The organism is Rickettsia endosymbiont of Cantharis rufa, assembly GCF_964026445.1.
In the GTDB taxonomy this organism is placed as follows: domain Bacteria; phylum Pseudomonadota; class Alphaproteobacteria; order Rickettsiales; family Rickettsiaceae; genus Rickettsia.
Window position 1 is genome coordinate 62,545 of sequence record NZ_OZ032150.1, and the last position, 21,564, is coordinate 84,108.

Sequence of the window (21,564 nt, forward strand, 5' to 3'; positions counted from 1 at the left end):
TAAGTTAGAAATTTTATACAACACCTTTGCGAATATTGCAAGTATAAAAATTATAGGTTTACCTTAAGCTTAACACTACCTTGATGACTTCGATAATGTTTATTTAGATAATAATTATAATCCAAAGAAATGATAGTATTTTTGATACTGCCCATAATACCTGTTCCTAAATTATAGGATGTTTTCGGTTGTTTCGGTATTGCATAATTTTGCTTAAATTCAGTATCAAATATTTTAACGACTCTATTTATTTTTTGGGTCTTTTCTTTAAAATTATGTTCTACCGCTCCTTGAAATGTTAGCCCTGAATTATTAAATTTTAAAGCATCTTTCAAAGGTACTTTAACTTTAGTGCCGACAATTCCAGACAATATGTTATTCTCTTTCATTGTAAGAGCTATTTCTTGTACGTTAATACCGGTTTCATTATATACCCCGTCTCGTGACTTACCGTATCTTAAACCGATATTTGGAGTAATAACGAGATTATTTTTAACGAGATAATTATAATTCAGTAATGCTTCCGCATTATAACTATGATTACGATGCTTTATATTACTTCTAATTTTATTATCGCCGTATGAATAAGTTGTCTTATCCTTAATAAAGTTTTTAGAAGCAGATACTAAAGCTTGTAGTGCAAAATCTTTCGGTAATTCTTTTTGTCCGTAAATAGAAACTACATGGCTATCAATAATTTCTTTGTCATTATTTTTATTATTTTTAAACTTAAATACCGAATGAACATTACTGTAAGCTATACCTACAATATTATTGTCGATTTCAACATCAAACCCGATAGTAGCACCTTTATTAGCCCCTCTATAGCCGTTGATATTCTCTACTCGCCCATGGTTGTTGATACCATACATACCACGCACCCATAAGCCCCTTTTAATACGAACTTCTTCTTCATCACCGGCTCCTACTGCTACCATATTATTAGACATATTTATAGATGCATCTAATCTACTACGAATCATATTGTTTACAATACTATTAACAACTTTCGCCTGATTCAAAGTAGGAGCGTTTTCTGAAATTTGCGTTTGCATTTCTTTATTTGCTTTCTGTTCAAGAGAAATAGCCTTATCAATTGCTGTTGTTTCAGGGTTACTCCCGTCAGAATCGGATAATTGCTCAATTGTCCCTTCTTCCTCTTCAAAGCCTGAATTATAACCTTCATCACCTTCCTCGTCTTTGCTACCGTCACCTAATGGTAATGCGCAATCATTACTTGATACAGGTAATAAAGGTAATTCTCTACTTACGTCTGTCACTTCTTTGTCTTCTGACTCTTCACCTTCGGTAGGTAAGGTAGATTCCGATTTGCCACTCGACGCTAAATCTTCAGGATCTTTCTGAGTTCTGGATCCAAAGACATTAATAATTGATTCGGGAATTCCCGAACTCAATTTCTTAAGTGCTTCGTTTATTTCTTCAAGAGAAACATCATTTAATTTTGATGGATCTGTTATACAGGCATTTATAGCATCATGCATAGTTACTTCTTCTTCTTTCAGCTTTTTAATCTGCTGAGCGTTTTGATTAGCTCCCGAGCTTGTACTTGGTAATTGTTCCAGTTCTTGCCTTTTAACTGTTACTGCCATTTGATATGTCCGTAGAAGAGCTAATTTAACTTCATTTGGATTTTTATTGCTAATATTGGCTGTCTTTGAACATGACTGGTCTGGAGTTGAACAGCTATCCTCGGCTCCATATCTATGACCTACTCCTATATCTCCTGTGTTATCGCATGATAAGTCCTTGTCACTAGATAAGCTGTTTAGGCTATTAACTGAAGATGAGCGGGGTAGATTTGACCCTGCATCGCTAAGTATACTGCTTATACTAACCGAAGATGAACGTGAAAATACCGACTTACTCTCAGCTTCCTCAGATTTAGATTCCGTATCTAGACGCTTTATCTCCCCTTCTAACCAAATCTTGTCTTTTGACATTTTGAAGACTTCGAGCATTAACTCCTCAAATTTTGGATCATCTTGCTTTAGGGTATCTAATTCTAATTCCTTAGCTTTATAATCATTGGCTATTTTTTCATGTTTAGATTCTAATTCCCCTAATTCCATAATATTAGGGCTACTTGAATTATTTAAGCTACTAACTGAAGATGAGCGGGGTAGATTTGACCCTGCATCGCTAAGTATACTGCTTATACTAACCGAAGATGAACGTGAAAATACCGGTTTATCCTCAGCTGAATAGTTGTTTCCATTATTTGGCGAATCAAATGCAGCATATATCGCATCTGTGTCTTGTGGTCGTGAAAACCCCGACCTATTTGGGGATGAATAAACCTCATCATCAAACAAATAAGATGTATGTCCTTCCATACTTGGTTTCATCTCTTGTTCTAGCTGTAACTGTTCTTTCTCTAGATCCGCATGTTTTGTAGCTGACTTCGTAAGTTCTGGATCATTATCTGAGTCTGTATTTGGATTTTGATTACGTGATGCATGATATTCTGCTTCAGCATCTTTCTTAGAAGCAGTCACTTTTTTGAAGTCCTCATCTAAATCATCATATTCTCTTAGAGGTGCAAGCTTTGCTTTAAGTGCGAGGTCCAAATATTCTAACGGTTTTCGTACATTATTATTCTCCCTATTCTTCTCTTTGTTATCCTCTGAAGCTTTTTTAACTAATTTTATATCCTTATTATAGTTATACAATAATTCATCCAATAATGCTACTTGCTCTCTTGCTTTATTATCATCTGGATTATTTTTTGCATCCAACATGGCTTGCTTTGCTACCTCCTCAGCCTCCTGATTTCTTTTTTCTAAATCTTTTAGTAGATTCTGAAATAATATAGGGCGTTTTATACTATCTGCTCTAGCAACATCGCTTAATATCTGATTAATATTATTTTGATACCCGAAAGCTTTCAAAGCAGACAATTCAAACGAAAGTTCTTTCCCAATTTGTGTATAATATGTACCTTTACCCCAATTTGGATTAAATCCAACATCCGCATCTGTTTCTATATTATTAAAATGTTTATCCGCTCTGTTTTTAATATCGTCCAATTTTTTTTCTGCTTTTGCATTATATGCTTTTGCATTTTCCGGTTTATGTATTAATCTTTGTTGTAATTCTTGAGAGATTTTAATTGCTTCTTGGTAATCATTTTCTATTTCTCGTAAAGCAGAATTAAGTGATTTTTGCTGTAAAGGACTGGTTGTTTGCTGTATTTCGGTTCTCTTTGCATCTAACAAGCTTATAAGGTGAGTTGCTTTTTTTATTAACCTACTATCTATACTTAAACCAGACTCCTTATGATACTCATTTCCCAAATCTTGTCCAAATCCAACCTCTTGATCTACTGTACTTTGCTTTGAAGTTTCCCCGTCCCTTTTCCTTTCTCTGTTCTCTGCATCATTTGTTTGCAAAATTGATCCTACTTCTGATACAGCTCCCTTTACTACACTACCTTGTTTTTTCTCACTAGAAGCTGAGTTTTCAGTTAAAGTTTCTTGAGGTGCATCTTTAGCGTTCGTATTCATTCTTTGGTTATACGCTGCACTACAACTCGCTGGTGGCTCGAAATCATAAGCTGACGACAAATTTTGACTTTCTAAACTCCTAAAAAAGCCTGAATCAAAACATCCTTCTTGTGAATGTGAATCTAGCCCTAGATCATTCTGCATATCTAAAGTTTCAGTATGTATTTTTTCTGACTGCGATTGTTGTATCTCCGGAATACCCCCACTTACATTACTTTTCCTAAATGAGTCACTTTTAGCAGCCGTTGTCTTTTGTTTTGGTGTTATTAAATCAAGAGCTTCTAATATATCAGATTGTTTTGGATTTTGAGTAGATATGTTGTCAGCTAAATCTAAATACTCTAATTGCTTTTTGTCAAACTCTGAACTTGAGGAATATGGTGCAGAATATTTCCAATTTTTCTTAGATCTCAAGCTTTCATCCGTAGTCGCCGTTTGTAACACTTCTGATTTTTCTTCAAAATTGTATGCTTTATTACTATTATGGTTTGAACTAAACCCAGTATCTGAAGCTCTGCTCGCAAAGCCCGAGTCCATACTTTTAGGGTCTGTCGACAATGATGTTGTATAAGTTTGCTGCTTACCTTGTATTGGCACTTCGTACCCGTCATTCTCCTGGTTATTTAGAATTTTTTGAACTTCAGGTGTTAAGGGTATCACTGGTTCTACTTTTGGCTGTTGCTGATTCTGATAAGTAGGAATAGTCGTAGCAGAAGAAGTTGTTGACGGAGTAAGAAATAATCTCTCTAGATTTTGTATATCTACGGCAATCTTACCATTTGTTACTGTTTCATAATAACCGTTCATTTTTGTTTGCAGCTTTTGTATCCCTGTTCTACTTGTTTCTTCTTCCGCTTTTTTTAATATTCCCTGAGCTTGATCTGCTGCTGTTTTTATAGCTTTTTCTTGTTTTTTTATTTCTGATAACAGCTTTCGTGCTTCTTGTTTTTTCTTTTTATCTTCTATAGCTTCTGCTTTTAATTCTTGTAGCTTATGCAATGTTATTTGTAATGTTGTACCAGTATTTAATATTTGCTGCATTTTCGCTACAATATCTTCCCTGATATTCACTATATCTCGCGCTTTTTCTTTTCGCTGATTTTCTTCTTTTTTTTCCTTTTCTCCTCCTGATCTTTGCTTATTCCCTGCTTGTTGCTGCTTTTTTGTTTTTTCTACAGCAACATGTTGTTGATTTTGTTCTAATTGAGCTCCCTTGTTTCCATTTATCAGATCTTTGTATCTCGCACTATTTTTTCTTACTTTATCTGCTCCTGCTTTCTTTCTACTAACTTCAGCTTGTCTAGCAGCATCGACCCTCTGCTGTTGAGCAAATACATCTAGTTGTTGCTGCTGATTTAGGAATATTCCAGCTTTCGGTATCTCTGTAACCGGAGCTTTGTCTTGAGGTTCTGTTAAAACTACCTTATTTACTGAAATATATATTTTTTGAGATAACTCATCTGCTTCATTGTTTTTACTTGTTAACTCTTCTTCAAGTTTCTTTACTTTGTTTTCATTCTTACATATTTTTATTTTATATACCATTCGCTCTTGATCGTTTTTTAACCTTGCTCCTTTGCTAAGGTCAGCTAAATTATTATTTTTATCAGATAGTATTCTTATTTTTTTTTCTATCTCTTCAGCTTTTGACTTTAGTGTTTCTATTGTTTTTTGTGATGAAGTTAGCTGCTTATGCAACTTCTGCAATGATTTTTTATTTTCTCTTCCTTGGGTATTTTTAATTGCTGATTCTACTTCAGCTAACTTGATTCCTATCGTCTCATTAACTCGTGATATATTATTTACCATTTTCGCTGCAACTTCAGTACTGATTCTTTTTGTAGAAAATTGCACAGATACTATCGGCTTCGGAGGAGCTGCTGGTTTACTAAATTGTACTGTCTGTTGCGGCTCGCTAAACAATATCTTTCGTGCCACCTTTGGCTTTTGCGATGTATTAGCCCTTACACCATCATTTGGTTTAGATTTTGGAGTAGGCTGATATGAAGTACTCGGTGATGATACCGTAGTACTTGGCGGTGTATTTTGATAAATATGTTCCGGTGATTGTGGAGCTGATAATAGGGTAGTATTTTGGATAGTAGATGCAGTAGCAAAACTATTTGAAGCTGGGCTAACAGTAGACGAAGATGCTGTTATTATAATCTCTGGTTTTTGAAGCGTTTGCGCTGTCGGTTCAGAAGTATAAGTATCTTGACTTTGTTCTATTTTTTCACTGCCTACAAATGTTTTGCTTCTAGCAGGAGGTCTTTTTCTCTTATTATTACTAGCACCAAAAGATTTAGGACGATTTTTTAATATGTTGATAACATTGTCATTCTTTATAGAGTTACTATGATCTTCTTCGCTTAAACTTACTAGGCTTTCTGTGCTGCCATTACTCGCCATTCCTTCAAAAGGCATTGCAATTATTGCTCCTACTGAAATAGAGGCAAAGAGAGAATATTTTAAAAATCTTGATTTTTTTGGTTGGTTTTGTTCTATTAACTTACTCATTACAAATACCTCAATTAAAATTAATATTTATTTATATAAACTTCGGCATTATAATAAGTAAGTTAATAAAGAGCAATATATAAGTTAATCCATCTTAACTCTTAATTATAAGAAATCTTGCTCTAATTATTGAAAATATAACATATAGTGCGTTTTCAACTTTTGATTAAAAATACCACAATATTTTAAAATAACTTTGGAAGCAGAGTATAATAATTTAAATACTTGGTATTTCGTTAGTTTTATTTGTGGTATTATTGTTTATTTTTCGCTTGATTTTGAGCTTTCATTCAAAGTAATTTTCACTATTTTCTTTCTCTTTTTGATTTTAACTTATAGAAGAAATTCTGATATATTTTTACAATTCTTTTTTTAAGCTGATTATTGCCTATATTTTTGGCATATTTATCTCTAAATATCGTGTGGCAAATTTGCGCAGTGAGATGCTTTATAAATCGATAATCACTAAAATTAGCGGTAATATAGAATCGATAGACCAACTATTACAGAAGGGCAAGTGGTATTAAATGAATTAGGGATACAGAAAATCGATAATAATTTAAGAAAAATAAAGATTAGTATACCGAAGAAATATATACAGGAAATTAGGGCAAATGATCGGATTACTTTGCTCACTAAGCTCTATAAGCCGCAAAATAGTATATTCCCCGCGGGGTATGACTTCGGATTTATACTTATTTATCTGATATAGGAGCAAACGGCTATGCGATGTCGAGCCGCAAATTATAGAGCGCCTTGAGACAAATTTTGATAGTTTTTATTTATAGAGCGCGTTCTTATATTTATAATAATTTAATAGGGGAGCTAGGTAAGGATAAAGGGAATTTTGCAGCCGCAATATTACTCGGCGAGACGAAAGGTTTAAACAGGCAAATCATGCGGAATATGAGGCAAAGCGGTATATAACCAAACCTCTATAAAGCAGTTACAATAAGATGGAGTAATTAAAATAAATCATTGTAATAACATATTCAGTAGACTTTAGAAAGAAAGTTTCAGCAATCAAGAAAAAAAGAAGATGAGTTTTGCATCAATATCAAAACGTTTTGGAATAGGAAAGAATAGAGTATTTGTATGGACAAAAAGAATATCGCCCTTAAGAAGTAGAAATAAAGATTCAACAAAAATACCGCTTGATAGATTGAAGGTAGGCGTAGAGTAATATAGTGATGCATACCAATATGAAAGGGCTGAGCGGTTAGGAGTTAGTAAATCAGGGATACATAAAGCATTAAATAAGTTAAATATTACGTATAAAAAAAGCTTTAAGACATCCGAAGGCAAAAGGGCCGCACCTCCATTTTGCAGATGTGGGTATTAAATGCTATACGTTCAATAAGAGTTCCGATGACTTTATCATGAATATCCAATGACTTGGAAAAACAAATTGTTTTACGTGTCAGTCTTTTGCATCTTGTTCTAAGATTTAAGTTACCCCGTTCTATCCGTTGAGTATATTTTTTACTAACAATGTGTTTTTTGGGATCTAATAACCTAGCATAACTTCCCCATCCATCTGTAAAGTAAAAAGTAACCTTAAAATCCTCCAGTTTTTTTCAGTAATGATTCTGATGTGCTATCACATCTTGTACCAAAAGTATAAGCAACTACTTTTAACAAAATCTTATCCAAAGAATATCAAAGCCATCTTTGTTTGGATTTATTCTGTACATAAGACCATTGTTCATCTATTTCAGGAGCAATAATTACTTCTATCGTATTGATAGAATGATTTATCTTTTTTAACGCTAGATTTTTTTAAAACACGGATAACCGTATTGATACCCACTTTTAATACTCTTACTGTATCCCTAACTCCAGAGCCATTGATTGACATATCTACTATCTGAGTCTTGACTCCAGGCTTAGAGGCATTATTAATATATTACAGTTAAAAATATCGATTACACTGCTTGCATTGATATCTCTGTTGTTTTGAAATTGAATATCCCGCCTTTACTACTTTTTCTGTGTCGTTACAATATCTACACTTAACATCTATTCTTGATCTACACTTAACATATATTCTTGCCATAACTCCTTAACTATAATTCTCTCTTATTACTGTTTGAGGATTATAGACTATTCATGCTAAGCTGCAATACGGGGGCGCGACCAAAAATAGGATTACTGGGATTAGCTAGGAGTCTTGGAAGTATATCGTCAGCGTGTAAAGCTATGGGATACAGCAGGGACAGTTATTATATGTTCAAAGAGCTATATGAAACTGGAGGAGAAGAGGCGTTATATGAGATTAGCCGGAAGAAGCCAATTATAGCAAATAGAGTTGATCCTGCGGTAGAGAGAGCAGTATTAGATATGGCGGTAGAATACCCAGCTTATGGTCAGATGCGAGTATCAAATGAGCTTAAAAAGACTGGTATTCTTGTATCACCTGGGGGGTTAGATCAATTTGGCTACGTAATGATTTAAATAATATCAATAAAAGACTTAAAGCATTAGAAGTAAAAATGGCTCAGGATGGTATTGTTCTTACCGAAGCTCAGTTACAAGTATTAGAGAAACGGCGTAGCGAGAAAGAAGCTCATGGAGAAATAGATACACAGCATCCAGATTATCTAGGATGCCAAGACACATATTATGTAGGTAATTTTAAAGGTATAGACAAGGTATATTCTCAGGTATTTATTGATAGCTATACTAGGGTTACAGATGCTAAATTATATACTGATAAAACAGCTCTTACCGCTACTGACATGCTTAATGATAGAGTACTGCCGTGGTATGAGAGTCAGCAAATACCAGTACTTCGTATTCTAACTGATAGAGGTGGTAAATATAAGGGCAATATAGAGTATCATGCTTTTGAATTGTTCTTAAGCATTGAGGGTATTGAGTATACTACTACTAAAGCATATTCTCCTCAAACAAATGGTATGTGTGAACGCTTTAATAAAACTATAAAACAAGAATTCTTTGATACAGCTATGCGTAAAAAGATTTATACTGATCTTGATGATCTACAACTAGATCTTGATATTTGGTTAGAGCATTACAATAACGAAAGATCACATTCCGGTAAATATCGCTATGGTAAAACGCCTATGCAGACTTTTATGGATAGTAAAAAGTTAGATGTTGAAAAGAATAACGAAATCTTATATCTTGAATACTCATCTGACAGTCATAACTTATCAGACATTCAGATATAGTTTTTATAGTGTCTGTAGGATTAGATCTTGATTTCTACACAGAATAAAATCTTTATAAAAATATACAATAGTTAAATTGATATACCGCCGCTTTTTTTAAAGCCGGTATGAGCTTTTTCAAGTTTTTTAATAAGTTTAGGAGAATATGATTTAATATCTTTTTTCTTGCCACCTTCATATTTTTTAGCGAGTTTCATCCCGCCTCTGATCATATTATAAGCAAAATTCATTACCTTCGTTTCGCCTGCTATTCTTTTTGGATTCATAAACATATAAACTTGATAAACGGCAAAGCTTTTTATTAAACGCTTTAAGTCTATTTTAGCTTGCCGCGTTATGCCTTGTAATTTATCTTTTGGGTTTGCGAGGTTTTTATTAGCATCTCTAACGATTTTAGAATGTTGATGCATTAAATAATTACTGACTTCGGCAACATTCTTGTTAATGAGATTCTCATCCATTTTAAGCATTTTAAGCTTTAAGTTTTTAGTTTTACCTAAATATTTACGGATTAATAAGATAATTTGGCTTTGAAGTTGAGTCAAATCCATAATCTGTTCATTTAAGATAGCAAGTACCCGCTCTATCTCATACTCAAACTCTTCATTTTGACTTAATTCTTCAAAAATTTCTTCTACTTCTTTACTCTCAAGTACAAGATCGTCACTAATACCCATTAATGCATCTTTTATTTGATCGGCGATTTTTTTGGTATCTTCAGAAATATGATCATTTTTCATATCTAATGCATAATTAAATATATATTTAGTTTTATACTAACACCTCATTTTAGCTTGTCTATTAAATTGTATTAAGAGATATTAAATTTTTGTTTATTCTATAGTTTTCGTATAGTCTGAAGAATTATAACAAGCACCTAATATATTGCTAGAATCTTCATTGTAATCACCAGGTATATCCTTAAGGCTAAGCAGATATGAGATTTCATCCTCTCCTGTATTATTAAATTTTAGTTCAAGGTCTTTATATTTTGCGGCTATTTTATTAAATGTAAGTTGATTATCAAGAGAGGAGTATAAACTGTAGAAATCAAGATCTAATCCTACAGACACTATAAAAACTATATCTGAATGTCTGATAAGTTATGACTGTCAGATGAGTATTCAAGATATAAGATTTCGTTATTCTTTTCAACATCTAACTTTTTACTATCCATAAAAGCCTGCATAGGCGTTTTACCATAGCGATATTTACCGGAATGTGATCTTTCGTTATTGTAATGCTCTAACCAAATATCAAGATCTAGTTGTAGATCATCAAGATCAGTATAAATCTTTTTACGCATAGCTGTATCAAAGAATTCTTGTTTTATAGTTTTATTAAAGCGTTCACACATACCATTTGTTTGAGGAGAATATGCTTTAGTAGTAGTATACTCAATACCCTCAATGCTTAAGAACAATTCAAAAGCATGATACTCTATATTGCCCTTATATTTACCACCTCTATCAGTTAGAATACGAAGTACTGGTATTTGCTGACTCTCATACCACGGCAGTACTCTATCATTAAGCATGTCAGTAGCGGTAAGAGCTGTTTTATCAGTATATAATTTAGCATCTGTAACCCTAGTATAGCTATCAATAAATACCTGAGAATATACCTTGTCTATACCTTTAAAATTACCTACATAATATGTGTCTTGGCATCCTAGATAATCTGGATGCTGTGTATCTATTTCTCCATGAGCTTCTTTCTCGCTACGCCGTTTCTCTAATACTTGTAACTGAGCTTCGGTAAGAACAATACCATCCTGAGCCATTTTTACTTCTAATGCTTTAAGTCTTTTATTGATATTATTTAAATCATTACGTAGCCAAATTGATCTAACCCCCCAGGTGATACAAGAATACCAGTCTTTTTAAGCTCATTTGATACTCGCATCTGACCATAAGCTGGGTATTCTACCGCCATATCTAATACTGCTCTCTCTACCGCAGGATCAACTCTATTTGCTATAATTGGCTTCTTCCGGCTAATCTCATATAACGCCTCTTCTCCCCCAGTTTCATATAGCTCTTTGAACCTATAATAACTGTCCCTGCTGTATCCCATAGCTTTACACGCTGACGATATACTTCCAAGACTCCTAGCTAATCCCAGTAATCCTATTTTTGGCTTTATTATTTTTTGATTTAGATTCATTTCTAATCCTCTATTTAATACTTATCTTATTTTACTAAATGTAAGATTGAATCTCAGCTATTACATATGAAATAATAACAAACTCTTGAGGTTGTTCCGTCAATTACTTCGTAATTTTCCTCGCAATGACGGTTTTGGTATCTATACAAGCAATACCATTAAATAACAGCTTATTCACTCTTTTCATAAATCTGCTCTACTACACCGTCAACACCCATTAAGAAAGTATAAACCTTTAATTGGGGGAATTTTTCTCTGATTATGTTACGTGCTTTATTTAAAATTTTTGTATGCTCTGTCGTTTCTTTTTCACGTGTTTTTAAATATTCTTGACCTACAAGTATCTTATAAGCTCCGCAATCTCTATGGTCAAGGAACACAATTTGTTTAATATTATGTAACTGCTGTAAAATTCCTATTGTATCTTCTATTGTTTTTCCCCAGTAAGTATATTTCTCGTTGACGAGTGCAAGCGATGCACCGGGCAGTGATACTTTATCAAAATTATCTTCTAACCCCAACTGTTTCATTAATTTATCGGTTTCATCTATTAACCTAAAATCTACACAGCTAATTAAAAGAGTAGAGGCTTCGTTTAATGTTTTTAAATGCTCTTTACTTACTTCTACCTTTATAACTTTTTTATCAGCAATTATATCTTTGTTAGCAGCGTAAAGATTTAAGCTAGACACCATAATTAATCCCAAAATTACATATTTTACATATATCATAAAACTATCCTATTTAAAAATATTTCTTACATGCTTTAAAATAAGAATAACCTGTGATGATTGTTAGAAAAGCAGCAATCCACAAAATTATTTCTCCTACTATATCTAAATAAATAATGCCTGAACCCTTTGAGCCCAATATCAATATCGATAAAGCAAACATTTGTAAAAAAGTTTTTACCTTAGCAAGTCTTGATACAGGCACACTAACTTTTACTAAAGCTAAAAACTCTCGAAGACCGCTAACTAAAAACTCTCGTGCTAAAATCAATAAACACGGTATTTCATCTATATTATCTTTTTTTAGTAGCATTATGATAGCACAGCCTACGAGTAGCTTATCTGCTATAGGGTCAAACATCTTACCAAAGCTCGTAACTAAATTATATCTTCTTGCAATATAACCGTCAAAAAAATCCGTAATACTAGCTAAAACAAATAATAGCGCCCCTAATTTACGTGCAAGCGGATTATTTACGTAAAATGCCAATATAATAACCGGAATTACCATTATTCGAGCAATAGTCAGATAATTAGGTAAATTTTTGTCTATTCTCATTAATTCATTATCGCCAATAAAATATTTTCTATTGATTTAAAAGTTGTAGAAATTGACGCTTGACGTAATCACCCCGATTTCTAAATAATATATTATTATATTCAGTAAAGAAATTATTAGTTTTTACTAAAAAAAACAATTTTATAACGAATAGCGGATTATGCAATAATTCGCTATTCGCTTTAGTTAAATTTATTAATATAGTATTGTTGTATTATAGATAAAATATTATTCCAAGACCAATATATTAAAAGTCCTACAGGAAAACTACTAAACATCACTAAAAAAACTAACGGCATAAATTTCATTACTTGAGCTTGCACGGGGTCCGCAGGTTCAGGACTCATTCTTTGCTGTAAGAACATAGTGGTAGCCATTAAAATAGGCCATGCTCCAATCGTTAAAAATGACGGCGGCGAGAATGGCAATAAGCCGAATAAATTAAAAATAGTAGTGGGGTCAGGCGCGGACAAGTCTTTAATCCAGCCATAAAACGGAGCTTGTCGCATTTCAATAGTTACATACAATACTTTATATATAGAGAAAAATACGGGTATTTGAACAAGTATAGGCAAACAACCTGCTACCGGATTTACTTTTTCTTTCTTATATAAAGCCATAATTTCTTGATTTAAACGTGCTTTATCACCACTGTATAAATTTTTTATCCTATCGATTTCCGGCTGTAAATTTTTCATTTTTTTCATCGAACGATAAGATTTATTGGCTAAAGTGAACATTAGCAGCTTAATTATAACCGTAACGATTAATATACTAATCCCAAAATTACCGACATAACCATAGAAAAAATTCATGGCGTAGAAGACCGGTTTAGTAATTACATAGAACCAACCGAAATCAATAGCTCTATCGAATAATTTAATATCATATTGTTTTTCATATTTATCGAGTAAGTCTACTTTTTTTGCTCCGGCAAAAATTCTGCTTTTAATGGAAAAATTTTCGCCGGGTTTTATTATTTGTACCGGTGAAATAAAATCTACTTGATATTTTTCAATGCCTTGTTTAAGAACATAATTAAAATTTGAACTATAATTACTTGATTTATCGGGAATTAATGCAGACAACCAATATTTATCGGTAATTCCTATCCAATCAACCTTACCTACTGCAAATTTCTCGCTTTTCTTATCTTTAATATCATCATATGAATATTCTTTAAGGCTTTCATCTATACAACCGATAGGTCCTTGATGTAATATATTCACCGCTTTTTCAACAGAAGTATATTTACGGTTTATTAAACCGTAAGATTGCACAGAAAGTTCTTCATCGCTATTATTAACGATGGTTTGTTCTATAGTAAATAAATAGTTTTTATCGACCGTGATAGTAACTAAAAACTTAACTCTGTCTTCATTAACCCAAAATAAATTAACGGGCTTTTCAGGACCTAATATTTCACCGTCACTATTCCATATAGTATCGTTATTAGGAAGTTTTGCACTAGATAAATTACTAACTAAGCCAATTTCGGCAAAATAAGAATTCTCGGTATTAGTAGGTGAAAATAATACCACATCAGGGCTATCTTTAGATAAATCTTGCTTATATTTTTTTAATATTAAATCATCAAATCTAAGCCCTTTTAATGAAATAGAGCCGGTGAGCGATTCAGATTCTATTTTAATACGCCGCCCCCCCTTTTCTTCTTGAACAACAATATCAGATGCAGGCTCAACTAAAGCTTTTAACTTTTGCTTCTTTAAATTTTCTACTTTCTGCGCTGCTAGTTGCTGTTGCTGTTTTTTTTGTTCAGGTTTTACGACAAAATATTGCCAACCGAAAATTATACTTAAAGATAGTACAATAGCGGCTATTAAATTAATTATATTATTATTCATTCCTAGGTCTTAAATTTTCATATTTTTAAAGCTTTAAGTTTTAAAGCATTTAGAGAAAATAATCAAGTAGTATATAATACTTCTTTTCTTTCAAAAGTAGTAAATATCCAGGATGAAAGGCTACTTCCCTCCCATCTTAGGCTCTGCGAAGATTTCTAAAAAGATTTAATTTATTTTTTTATTTTTACTACTTTTCATTTTACTTCGGATATATTATACCACTCCTACATTCTGAAATATTTTTAATTTAAATTCAGGAAGTATAGAAATTAAATGTTCAGAAATATTGTCTTGTATATTTTCATAACCTACTAAATTCACTTCTTTAATGAAGATATATATTTCTACAGGCAACCCGTTAATTGTAGGTTCAAGTTGTCTTACTAAAAAAGTAAATCCTTCGGTATAAACTGCCGGATTATTTTTTAGATATTCCTGAACGTATAATTTGAATAGCTTTATATTAGTTAAATCCTTCTCTTCTTTATCAAGAGTGATTTTATCTATTACATCATTTGATATATAAGGAGATTTTTTTAGTTCTTTTAAAATAGTAGCGTCACAGAAGTTAATAGTTGTCATATTAATATTAAACACTCTCTTTACCCTTCTTGCTCCTGATTCACTAATTCCTCGATAATTAGTTACGTTAGAATTTAAAATGCTGTAAGTAGGAGCTGTAGAAATAGATTGATCAAAATTCCTAATTGTTACTACAGAAATAGTAATTTTTTCAACTGTTCCTTCAATTTCCCCTATACGTACCCAGTCTCCAATATTAATAATTTCTTGAGTAGTTAGTTGCAAGCTTGCAAGTAATCCTAAAACAGTATCTTTGAAAACAAATGTTAAAATAGCCGCGGCTGCACCTAAACTTGTTAAAAATGCACTAAGCGAAATATTTAATACATATGAAATAGTTACCATTACAGCGATAATTATAACAATAATTTTTAGTATTTGAAAATATAAGCTAAGCGGTGCATTTTTTGTAACGGCTTTGATCCTATTGTGATACAGATCTGCAAAAGCATCTATAAGCGTTAATAATAACAACGTCACAGGTATACTAGTATATAAGATTACTACAGTATCTTTGATTCCGAGTAATACATGCGCTTTAAAAGAAGTAGGATGAAAAATATTTCCCCAACATACAAAGTAAATTGCTAATAAAGTGTGTAATAAGTAACGAAATATAGGATATTTTTTTAGCATCCTTTCATAATCATCATAATGATGTCTAGCTAAATAATTTTTTATAGGAATAAAAATTAATCTTTTAATTAGAAATATCACCGGTATAAGGGATACTAACATAACAAATAATAATACTAACTCCGTACTTGAGGTATGATATAGATCCATTAAATATTGCATATTTTACCTATCATCATTATTATAAAATATAAATCTTTTTTATTATTACTAAAAATTTTATTTTTATCAATAATTTTAACTCAAAAGAACTAAATAACTTATTTATCTATGACATTTCCTAATATTAATCCAATTATTTTTGCTATAGGTCCATTTGCTATATCTTGGTATTCCCTTTCATATGTAGTAGGAATTTTACTAGGTTGGTTCTATGCAAACAAAATTATAGAAAAATTTAAACCTCAAATTACCAAAAAAAATCTAGAAGATTTCATTACTTATGCCGTCATAGGAATAATAGTCGGGGGTAGATTAGGATTTGTTTTATTATATAACCCTTCTAGATATTTTTCGAACCCAATAGATATCTTAAAAACTTATGAAGGCGGGATGTCTTTCCATGGCGGAGCTTTAGGAGTAATTATTGCCGCTTATTTGTTTTGTCGAAAATATAAAATTAATTTTTTAAGTCTCACGGACATAATAGCACCGGTAGTACCTATCGGATTATTTTTAGGTAGAATCGCTAATTTTATTAACGGTGAATTATATGGACGCATTACAGATTCTTCTTTTGGTATTATTTTTCCAAATAGTTATTTACAGCCCCGTCACCCTAGTCAATTATATGAAGCTTTTTTTGAAGGTTTAGTATTATTTTGTATTTTAGCATACGCAACATTTAAGCACAAAACACTTGAAAAATATGCTTTAAACTCAGGGCTATTTTTAACACTTTATGCTCTTTTCCGAATAATTATTGAAATATTTAGAGAGCCTGACGTGCAAATCGGGTTTATTTTAGATAGCATAACTATGGGACAGATTTTATCTATACCACTACTTTTGCTAGGCGTTTATTTAATAATTAGGTCTAAGAGACTATCTTGAATTCCCTTTATTATTAAATTTTGTAATCGCTTGTTTAAATCGTTCTACATAACCTTTAGAATCTTTCGATTTTGTAGGTAATGATTTTTAAGATCCTGTATCATTGTTTTTACACGATCTAACGATCGTGCCTCCATTTTACAGATGTGGGTATTAAATGCTATACGTTCAATAAGAGTCCCGATGACTTTATCATGAATATCCAATGACTTGGAAAAACAAATTGTTTTACGTGTCAGTCTTTTGCATCTTGTTCTAAGATTTAAGTTACCCCGTTCTATCCGTTGAGTATATTTTTTACTAACAATGTGTTTTTTGGGATCTAATAACCTAGCAGGTCGTGCCCCCGTATTGCAGCTTAGCATGAATAGTCTATAATCCTCAAACAGTAATAAGAGAGAATTATAGTTAAGGAGTTATGGCAAGAATATATGTTAAGTGTAGATCAAGAATAGATGTTAAGTGTAGATATTGTAACGACACAGAAAAAGTAGTAAAGGCGGGATATTCAATTTCAAAACAACAGAGATATCAATGCAAGCAGTGTAATCGATATTTTTAACTGTAATATATTAATAATGCCTCTAAGCCTGGAGTCAAGGCTCAGATAGTAGATATGTCAATCAATGGCTCTGGAGTTAGGGATACAGTAAGAGTATTAAAAGTGGGTATCAATACGGTTATCCGTGTTTTAAAAAAATCTAGCGTTAAAAAAGATAAATCATTCTATCAATACGATAGAAGTAATTATTGCTCCTGAAATAGATGAACAATGGCCTTATGTACAGAATAAATCCAAACAAAGATGGCTTTGATATTCTTTGGATAAGATTTTGTTAAAAGTAGTTGCTTATACTTTTGGTACAAGATGTGATAGCACATCAGAATCATTACTGAAAAAAACTGGAGGATTTTAAGGTTACTTTTTACTTTACAGATGGATAGGGAAGTTATGCTAGGTTATTAGATCCCAAAAAACACATTGTTAGTAAAAAATATACTCAACGGATAGAACGGGGTAACTTAAATCTTAGAACAAGATGCAAAAGACTGACACGTAAAACAATTTGTTTTTCCAAGTCATTGGATATTCATGATAAAGTCATCGGAACTCTTATTGAACGTATAGCATTTAATACCCACATCTGCAAAATGGAGGTGCGGCCCTCCGTTCTATCCGTTGAGTATATTTTTTACTAACAATGTGTTTTTTGGGATCTAATAACCTAGCATAACTTCCCTATCCATCTGTAAAGTAAAAAGTAACCTTAAAATCCTCCAGTTTTTTTCAGTAATGATTCTGATGTGCTATCACATCTTGTACCAAAAGTATAAGCAACTACTTTTAACAAAATCTTATCCAAAGAATATCAAAGCCATCTTTGTTTGGATTTATTCTGTACATAAGACCATTGTTCATCTATTTCAGGAGCAATAATTACTTCTATCGTATTGATAGAATGATTTATCTTTTTTAACGCTAGATTTTTTTAAAACACGGATAACCGTATTGATACCCACTTTTAATACTCTTACTGTATCCCTAACTCCAGAGCCATTGATTGACATATCTACTATCTGAGTCTTGACTCCAGGCTTAGAGGCATTATTAATATATTACAGTTAAAAATATCGATTACACTGCTTGCATTGATATCTCTGTTGTTTTGAAATTGAATATCCCGCCTTTACTACTTTTTCTGTGTCGTTACAATATCTACACTTAACATCTATTCTTGCCATAACTCCTTAACTATAATTCTCTCTTATTACTGTTTGAGGATTATAGACTATTCATGCTAAGCTGCAATACGGGGGACACTGCCGATCTAACGTTGTCTGCATCTCCATTCTTGGTTTTGCAGGTTTTGCTTGCTATTTTTTTGCTTGGTTTAACTCGTGTTCTTGACAATCTAGCATTGCCTGCATATCCATTCTTGGATGTGGTTTATTATCACCTGTTTTTTCTTTAGGCATAATATTTAGCTTTTTATATTAACATTACTTAACTAGTATAGAAGCAAAAGTTTAAATTAAGATATTAAATATTAATTTTTTGAAATTATTTTTATTAAATTGATGTAAATATGTAAGCTCAAAAATAAAATCATTTTGAAATAAGATTAGCATCCTTTTTTAATCTTATAAATATTATAAATTTTAGACATAGAAATAAATGTCAATAGAATCCAAAATAAGACAATTAATTGATCAAAACGACTATATTACTTGCGATGTTCTCATACAGGAGGTGTTAAACTTAAATCCTACTTCCTATTATAAGCAAGTAAGGACGCTAGCTAGCGAAGGTGATTTTGTTACGGCTCCTGAAATTTCGCAGCTATTCGGTGAAGTTATTGGCTTATGGTGTATCAAAGAGTGGCAAAGAATCGGTTGCCCGAAAAGTCTTAGTTTAGTAGAGCTTGGTCCTGGGCGAGGCTTATTAATGCGTGATTTACTACGTACCGCAAAATTAGTACCGGAATTTTATAAAGCTTTATCGATTGAACTAATAGAAATTAATCAAAATTTTATTGCCCATCAAAAGTCTAATTTACAAGATACTAATTTACCGATTAAACATCTATCATTTGTAGAAGATATACCCAAAAAACCTACCATAATAATAGCTAATGAATTCTTTGATGCTATGCCGATAAAGCAATATATTAAAGTCAAAGAATTGTGGTATGAAAGAATATTCGTGGTACAACCAGTAGATGGAAGAATAAAATACGACAAAATGAGCGTTAATAAGCAATTACAAGAATATTTACAGCGAACTCATATTGAAGCAAAAGACGGAGCAATACTTGAAGAATCTTATAAATCGATAGAAATTATTAAATTTATAGCTAAGCATCTAAAAAAACTAAGCGGCAGCTGCCTTATAATAGATTATAGCTATGACATATCTCCAGATAACAGAACTAGATATCAATATAATCCAACTCTGCAAGCAGTTAAAAATCATAAATATTGCTCTATACTTGAGAACCTTGGAGAAGTCGATTTATCGGCGCATGTGGATTTTTACGCATTAAAGACGGTTGCTAAAAATAGCAGTATGAATGTAATAGATACAATGTTGCAACGAGATTTTTTAATAGAAAACGGAATCTTATTACGTAGTAAAACATTGCAAGGTAAGCTTAACGATGAGCAAGCGCAAATAATAGAAAAGCAAGTAGAACGACTAATATCCCCAAAACAAATGGGAACATTATTTAAAGTATTACAGATAATGTATTAATCTCAGTTCTGCGTCTTGATTATAAATGGACAGCTTAGGTCGCCTTCTTCACATTTCAGCATAGCTTCAAATTCTTTGACGCGCTCTTCGGTTCTTCCTGTAAAACACATAAGCAGTATCATTGGATATACTGAACCGCCATAAACCCCGGAACTCTGAAACTCACATTCGGTATCTCGGTACTTAATCCATAAATTTTGGGATTTTTTAAGCAGATTAACTTTTTCTTGTTCGTCTGAAATATGCTTTGATATTTCTTGATATATTTGATTTTAGTTTCTCATCAACTTTCTTATATTCTTAACCGGTACAATAATTCATATCACCTTGTGTTAGGGCATTATTGCAATCAACAGCAAAAGCATAAGATATCGAACTAAGAAATAGCCAACAGAAAATAATTGCTTTTTTCATTATTTTACCATTTTTAGAAATAATTAATTAAGAATCACACGCCATGACGTTCTGCAATTAAAGTTTTTATCTTGCCGATAGCCTTAGCAGGATTTAGACCTTTCGGACAGGTCTTAGTACAGTTCATAATCGTATGGCAACGATAAAGCTTAAATGGGTCTTCTAAAACTTCAAGACGTTCGCCCGTATGATCATCTCTTGAATCGGCAATCCATCTATATGCTTGTAGTAAAATTGCAGGACCTAAATATTTATCGCCGTTCCACCAATAGCTAGGACAGGAAGTGGAGCAGCAAGCACATAATATACATTCATATAAACCGTCAAGTTTTTCACGGTCTTTAATTGATTGTAATCTTTCAGAATTTGAAGGGGTAGGGTTATCAGTTCTAAGCCAAGGTTCTATAGATTCATATTGTGCATAAAAATGCGACATGTCAGGCACTAAATCTTTTACCACTTTCATATGAGGAAGCGGATAGATTTTAATATCACCCGATATGTCTTCTATCGGTTTAATACATGCTAAAGTATTTGTGCCGTCAATATTCATAGAACAGCTACCGCAAATTCCTTCACGACAAGAACGTCTAAATGTTAGGGTTGAATCAATCTCATTCTTGATTTTAATTAAAGCGTCTAAAACCATTGGTCCGGTTTTACTTAAATCTATCTCAAAACTATCGACAGTAGGATTCCCATCAAGGTCAGGATTATATCTATAAATCTTTATTTTACGAGGCTTTAGCATTTCCCCGTTTGCTTTATGCTCCCTACCTTTTTTTACTACTGAATTTGGCGGTAATCTTAACTCTGCCATTTAAGTACTCTCTTAAAATTTATTTTTAGAACTATACAAAATAATTAGCTAATGCACAATCTTTCATACCTGTTGCGTGGATAGCATTAATGTTTCTAGGTTGTCATGCTACTTACAGTTACTCAACAAGGTGTTGCCAACGTGGACACTAATGTCATTCCTGCGGAAGCAGGAATCTAAAAAATAGTCTTATTATTGACAAAATAAATCTAAAAAAACAAGTTTTTTGTAGGTTTTATTGGATTCCCGC

The 21,564-nt window shown here is 32.4% G+C and carries 19 protein-coding genes and 4 pseudogenes; 8 read left to right on the forward strand and 15 right to left on the reverse strand.

The annotated features are described in order from the left end of the window. Nucleotides 1-50: 50 nt before the first annotated feature. Complete coding sequence (locus AAGD46_RS00380; RefSeq protein WP_341787330.1) at nucleotides 51-6,041, reverse strand: autotransporter outer membrane beta-barrel domain-containing protein; 5,991 nt, start codon at nucleotides 6,039-6,041, stop codon at nucleotides 51-53. A gap of 768 nt (nucleotides 6,042-6,809) precedes the next feature. On the opposite strand from AAGD46_RS00380, the gene AAGD46_RS00385 reads away from it, so the two are divergent. Next, nucleotides 6,810-6,968, forward strand: coding sequence for a hypothetical protein (locus tag AAGD46_RS00385; RefSeq protein ID WP_341787331.1), 159 nt, complete (start codon nucleotides 6,810-6,812; stop codon nucleotides 6,966-6,968). A 112-nt stretch (nucleotides 6,969-7,080) separates the two neighbouring features. Beyond that, nucleotides 7,081-7,224, forward strand: coding sequence for a hypothetical protein (locus tag AAGD46_RS00390; protein WP_341787252.1), 144 nt, complete (start codon nucleotides 7,081-7,083; stop codon nucleotides 7,222-7,224). A 103-nt stretch (nucleotides 7,225-7,327) separates the two neighbouring features. Here AAGD46_RS00390 and AAGD46_RS00395 read toward each other — a convergent pair. Beyond that, nucleotides 7,328-8,097: pseudogene (locus tag AAGD46_RS00395) on the reverse strand (IS1 family transposase). Nucleotides 8,098-8,150: 53 nt separating this feature from the next. Here AAGD46_RS00395 and AAGD46_RS00400 point away from each other — a divergent pair. Continuing rightward, a pseudogene (locus AAGD46_RS00400) lies at nucleotides 8,151-9,235 on the forward strand (IS481 family transposase). A 71-nt stretch (nucleotides 9,236-9,306) separates the two neighbouring features. Here the strand turns inward: AAGD46_RS00400 and AAGD46_RS00405 are convergent. From AAGD46_RS00405 to AAGD46_RS00435, 7 genes and pseudogenes are all read right to left on the reverse strand, one after another. Then, a complete protein-coding gene (locus AAGD46_RS00405; protein WP_341787332.1) occupies nucleotides 9,307-9,975 on the reverse strand; it encodes a DUF5394 family protein in 669 nt (222 codons plus the stop codon). Between the two features lie 93 nt (nucleotides 9,976-10,068). Beyond that, a complete protein-coding gene (locus tag AAGD46_RS00410; RefSeq protein WP_341787333.1) occupies nucleotides 10,069-10,308 on the reverse strand; it encodes a hypothetical protein in 240 nt (79 codons plus the stop codon). An 8-nt stretch (nucleotides 10,309-10,316) separates the two neighbouring features. Further along, nucleotides 10,317-11,401: pseudogene (locus tag AAGD46_RS00415) on the reverse strand (IS481 family transposase). 170 nt (nucleotides 11,402-11,571) lie between these two features. Then, nucleotides 11,572-12,132, reverse strand: coding sequence for a carbonic anhydrase (locus tag AAGD46_RS00420; protein WP_341787334.1), 561 nt, complete (start codon nucleotides 12,130-12,132; stop codon nucleotides 11,572-11,574). 13 nt (nucleotides 12,133-12,145) lie between these two features. Continuing rightward, nucleotides 12,146-12,691 (reverse strand): CDP-diacylglycerol--glycerol-3-phosphate 3-phosphatidyltransferase, encoded by a 546-nt coding sequence (gene pgsA, locus AAGD46_RS00425; protein ID WP_341787335.1) that lies wholly within the window; start codon nucleotides 12,689-12,691, stop codon nucleotides 12,146-12,148. Between the two features lie 182 nt (nucleotides 12,692-12,873). Then, entirely contained in the window at nucleotides 12,874-14,556 is a 1,683-nt protein-coding gene (gene yidC, locus AAGD46_RS00430; protein ID WP_341787336.1) for a membrane protein insertase YidC, read from the reverse strand. 213 nt (nucleotides 14,557-14,769) lie between these two features. After that, nucleotides 14,770-15,936: a mechanosensitive ion channel domain-containing protein gene (locus AAGD46_RS00435; protein WP_341787337.1), complete on the reverse strand. Its 1,167-nt coding sequence runs from the start codon at nucleotides 15,934-15,936 to the stop codon at nucleotides 14,770-14,772. A gap of 108 nt (nucleotides 15,937-16,044) precedes the next feature. Here AAGD46_RS00435 and lgt point away from each other — a divergent pair, with 108 nt between their 5' ends. Beyond that, complete coding sequence (gene lgt / locus AAGD46_RS00440) at nucleotides 16,045-16,827, forward strand: prolipoprotein diacylglyceryl transferase (RefSeq protein WP_341787338.1); 783 nt, start codon at nucleotides 16,045-16,047, stop codon at nucleotides 16,825-16,827. 44 nt (nucleotides 16,828-16,871) lie between these two features. Here the strand turns inward: lgt and AAGD46_RS08410 are convergent, their stop codons facing one another. After that, nucleotides 16,872-17,192, reverse strand: a complete 321-nt coding sequence (locus AAGD46_RS08410) for an IS1 family transposase (protein ID WP_410525933.1) — start codon at nucleotides 17,190-17,192, stop codon at nucleotides 16,872-16,874. Nucleotides 17,193-17,443: 251 nt separating this feature from the next. Between AAGD46_RS08410 and AAGD46_RS08415 the strand changes: the two genes are divergently transcribed. The 3 genes from AAGD46_RS08415 (at nucleotide 17,444) to AAGD46_RS08425 (ending at nucleotide 18,027) form a co-directional block, all read left to right on the forward strand. Next, nucleotides 17,444-17,587, forward strand: coding sequence for an IS1-like element transposase (locus AAGD46_RS08415; RefSeq protein WP_341786690.1), 144 nt, complete (start codon nucleotides 17,444-17,446; stop codon nucleotides 17,585-17,587). 1 nt (nucleotide 17,588) lies between these two features. Beyond that, nucleotides 17,589-17,642, forward strand: a complete 54-nt coding sequence (locus tag AAGD46_RS08420; RefSeq protein ID WP_410525954.1) for a hypothetical protein — start codon at nucleotides 17,589-17,591, stop codon at nucleotides 17,640-17,642. A 166-nt stretch (nucleotides 17,643-17,808) separates the two neighbouring features. Next, a complete protein-coding gene (locus AAGD46_RS08425) occupies nucleotides 17,809-18,027 on the forward strand; it encodes an IS1 family transposase (RefSeq protein WP_410526002.1) in 219 nt (72 codons plus the stop codon). 170 nt (nucleotides 18,028-18,197) lie between these two features. Here AAGD46_RS08425 and AAGD46_RS08430 read toward each other — a convergent pair whose 3' ends face one another. Genes AAGD46_RS08430 through AAGD46_RS08435 form a run of 3 tightly spaced genes read right to left on the reverse strand, consistent with a single transcriptional unit; the run spans nucleotide 18,198 to nucleotide 18,570 of the window. Further along, nucleotides 18,198-18,296 carry an IS1 family transposase gene (locus tag AAGD46_RS08430; RefSeq protein WP_410525956.1) on the reverse strand — a complete coding sequence of 33 codons (99 nt, stop codon included), beginning with the start codon at nucleotides 18,294-18,296 and terminating at the stop codon, nucleotides 18,198-18,200. Further along, complete coding sequence (locus AAGD46_RS00455; protein ID WP_341786690.1) at nucleotides 18,253-18,396, reverse strand: IS1-like element transposase; 144 nt, start codon at nucleotides 18,394-18,396, stop codon at nucleotides 18,253-18,255. Before AAGD46_RS00455 ends, AAGD46_RS08430 begins: the two co-directional genes overlap by 44 nt. A 54-nt stretch (nucleotides 18,397-18,450) precedes the next feature. After that, a complete protein-coding gene (locus tag AAGD46_RS08435; protein WP_410525934.1) occupies nucleotides 18,451-18,570 on the reverse strand; it encodes an IS1 family transposase in 120 nt (39 codons plus the stop codon). Nucleotides 18,571-19,003: 433 nt separating this feature from the next. Here AAGD46_RS08435 and AAGD46_RS00460 point away from each other — a divergent pair, with 433 nt between their 5' ends. Then, entirely contained in the window at nucleotides 19,004-20,080 is a 1,077-nt protein-coding gene (locus tag AAGD46_RS00460; protein ID WP_341787339.1) for a class I SAM-dependent methyltransferase, read from the forward strand. A 2-nt stretch (nucleotides 20,081-20,082) separates the two neighbouring features. Here the strand turns inward: AAGD46_RS00460 and AAGD46_RS00465 are convergent. Beyond that, nucleotides 20,083-20,401 (reverse strand): annotated as a pseudogene (locus AAGD46_RS00465) (lysozyme inhibitor LprI family protein). A gap of 127 nt (nucleotides 20,402-20,528) precedes the next feature. Beyond that, nucleotides 20,529-21,314 carry a succinate dehydrogenase iron-sulfur subunit gene (locus AAGD46_RS00470; protein ID WP_341787340.1) on the reverse strand — a complete coding sequence of 262 codons (786 nt, stop codon included), beginning with the start codon at nucleotides 21,312-21,314 and terminating at the stop codon, nucleotides 20,529-20,531. Nucleotides 21,315-21,564 lie beyond the last annotated feature (250 nt).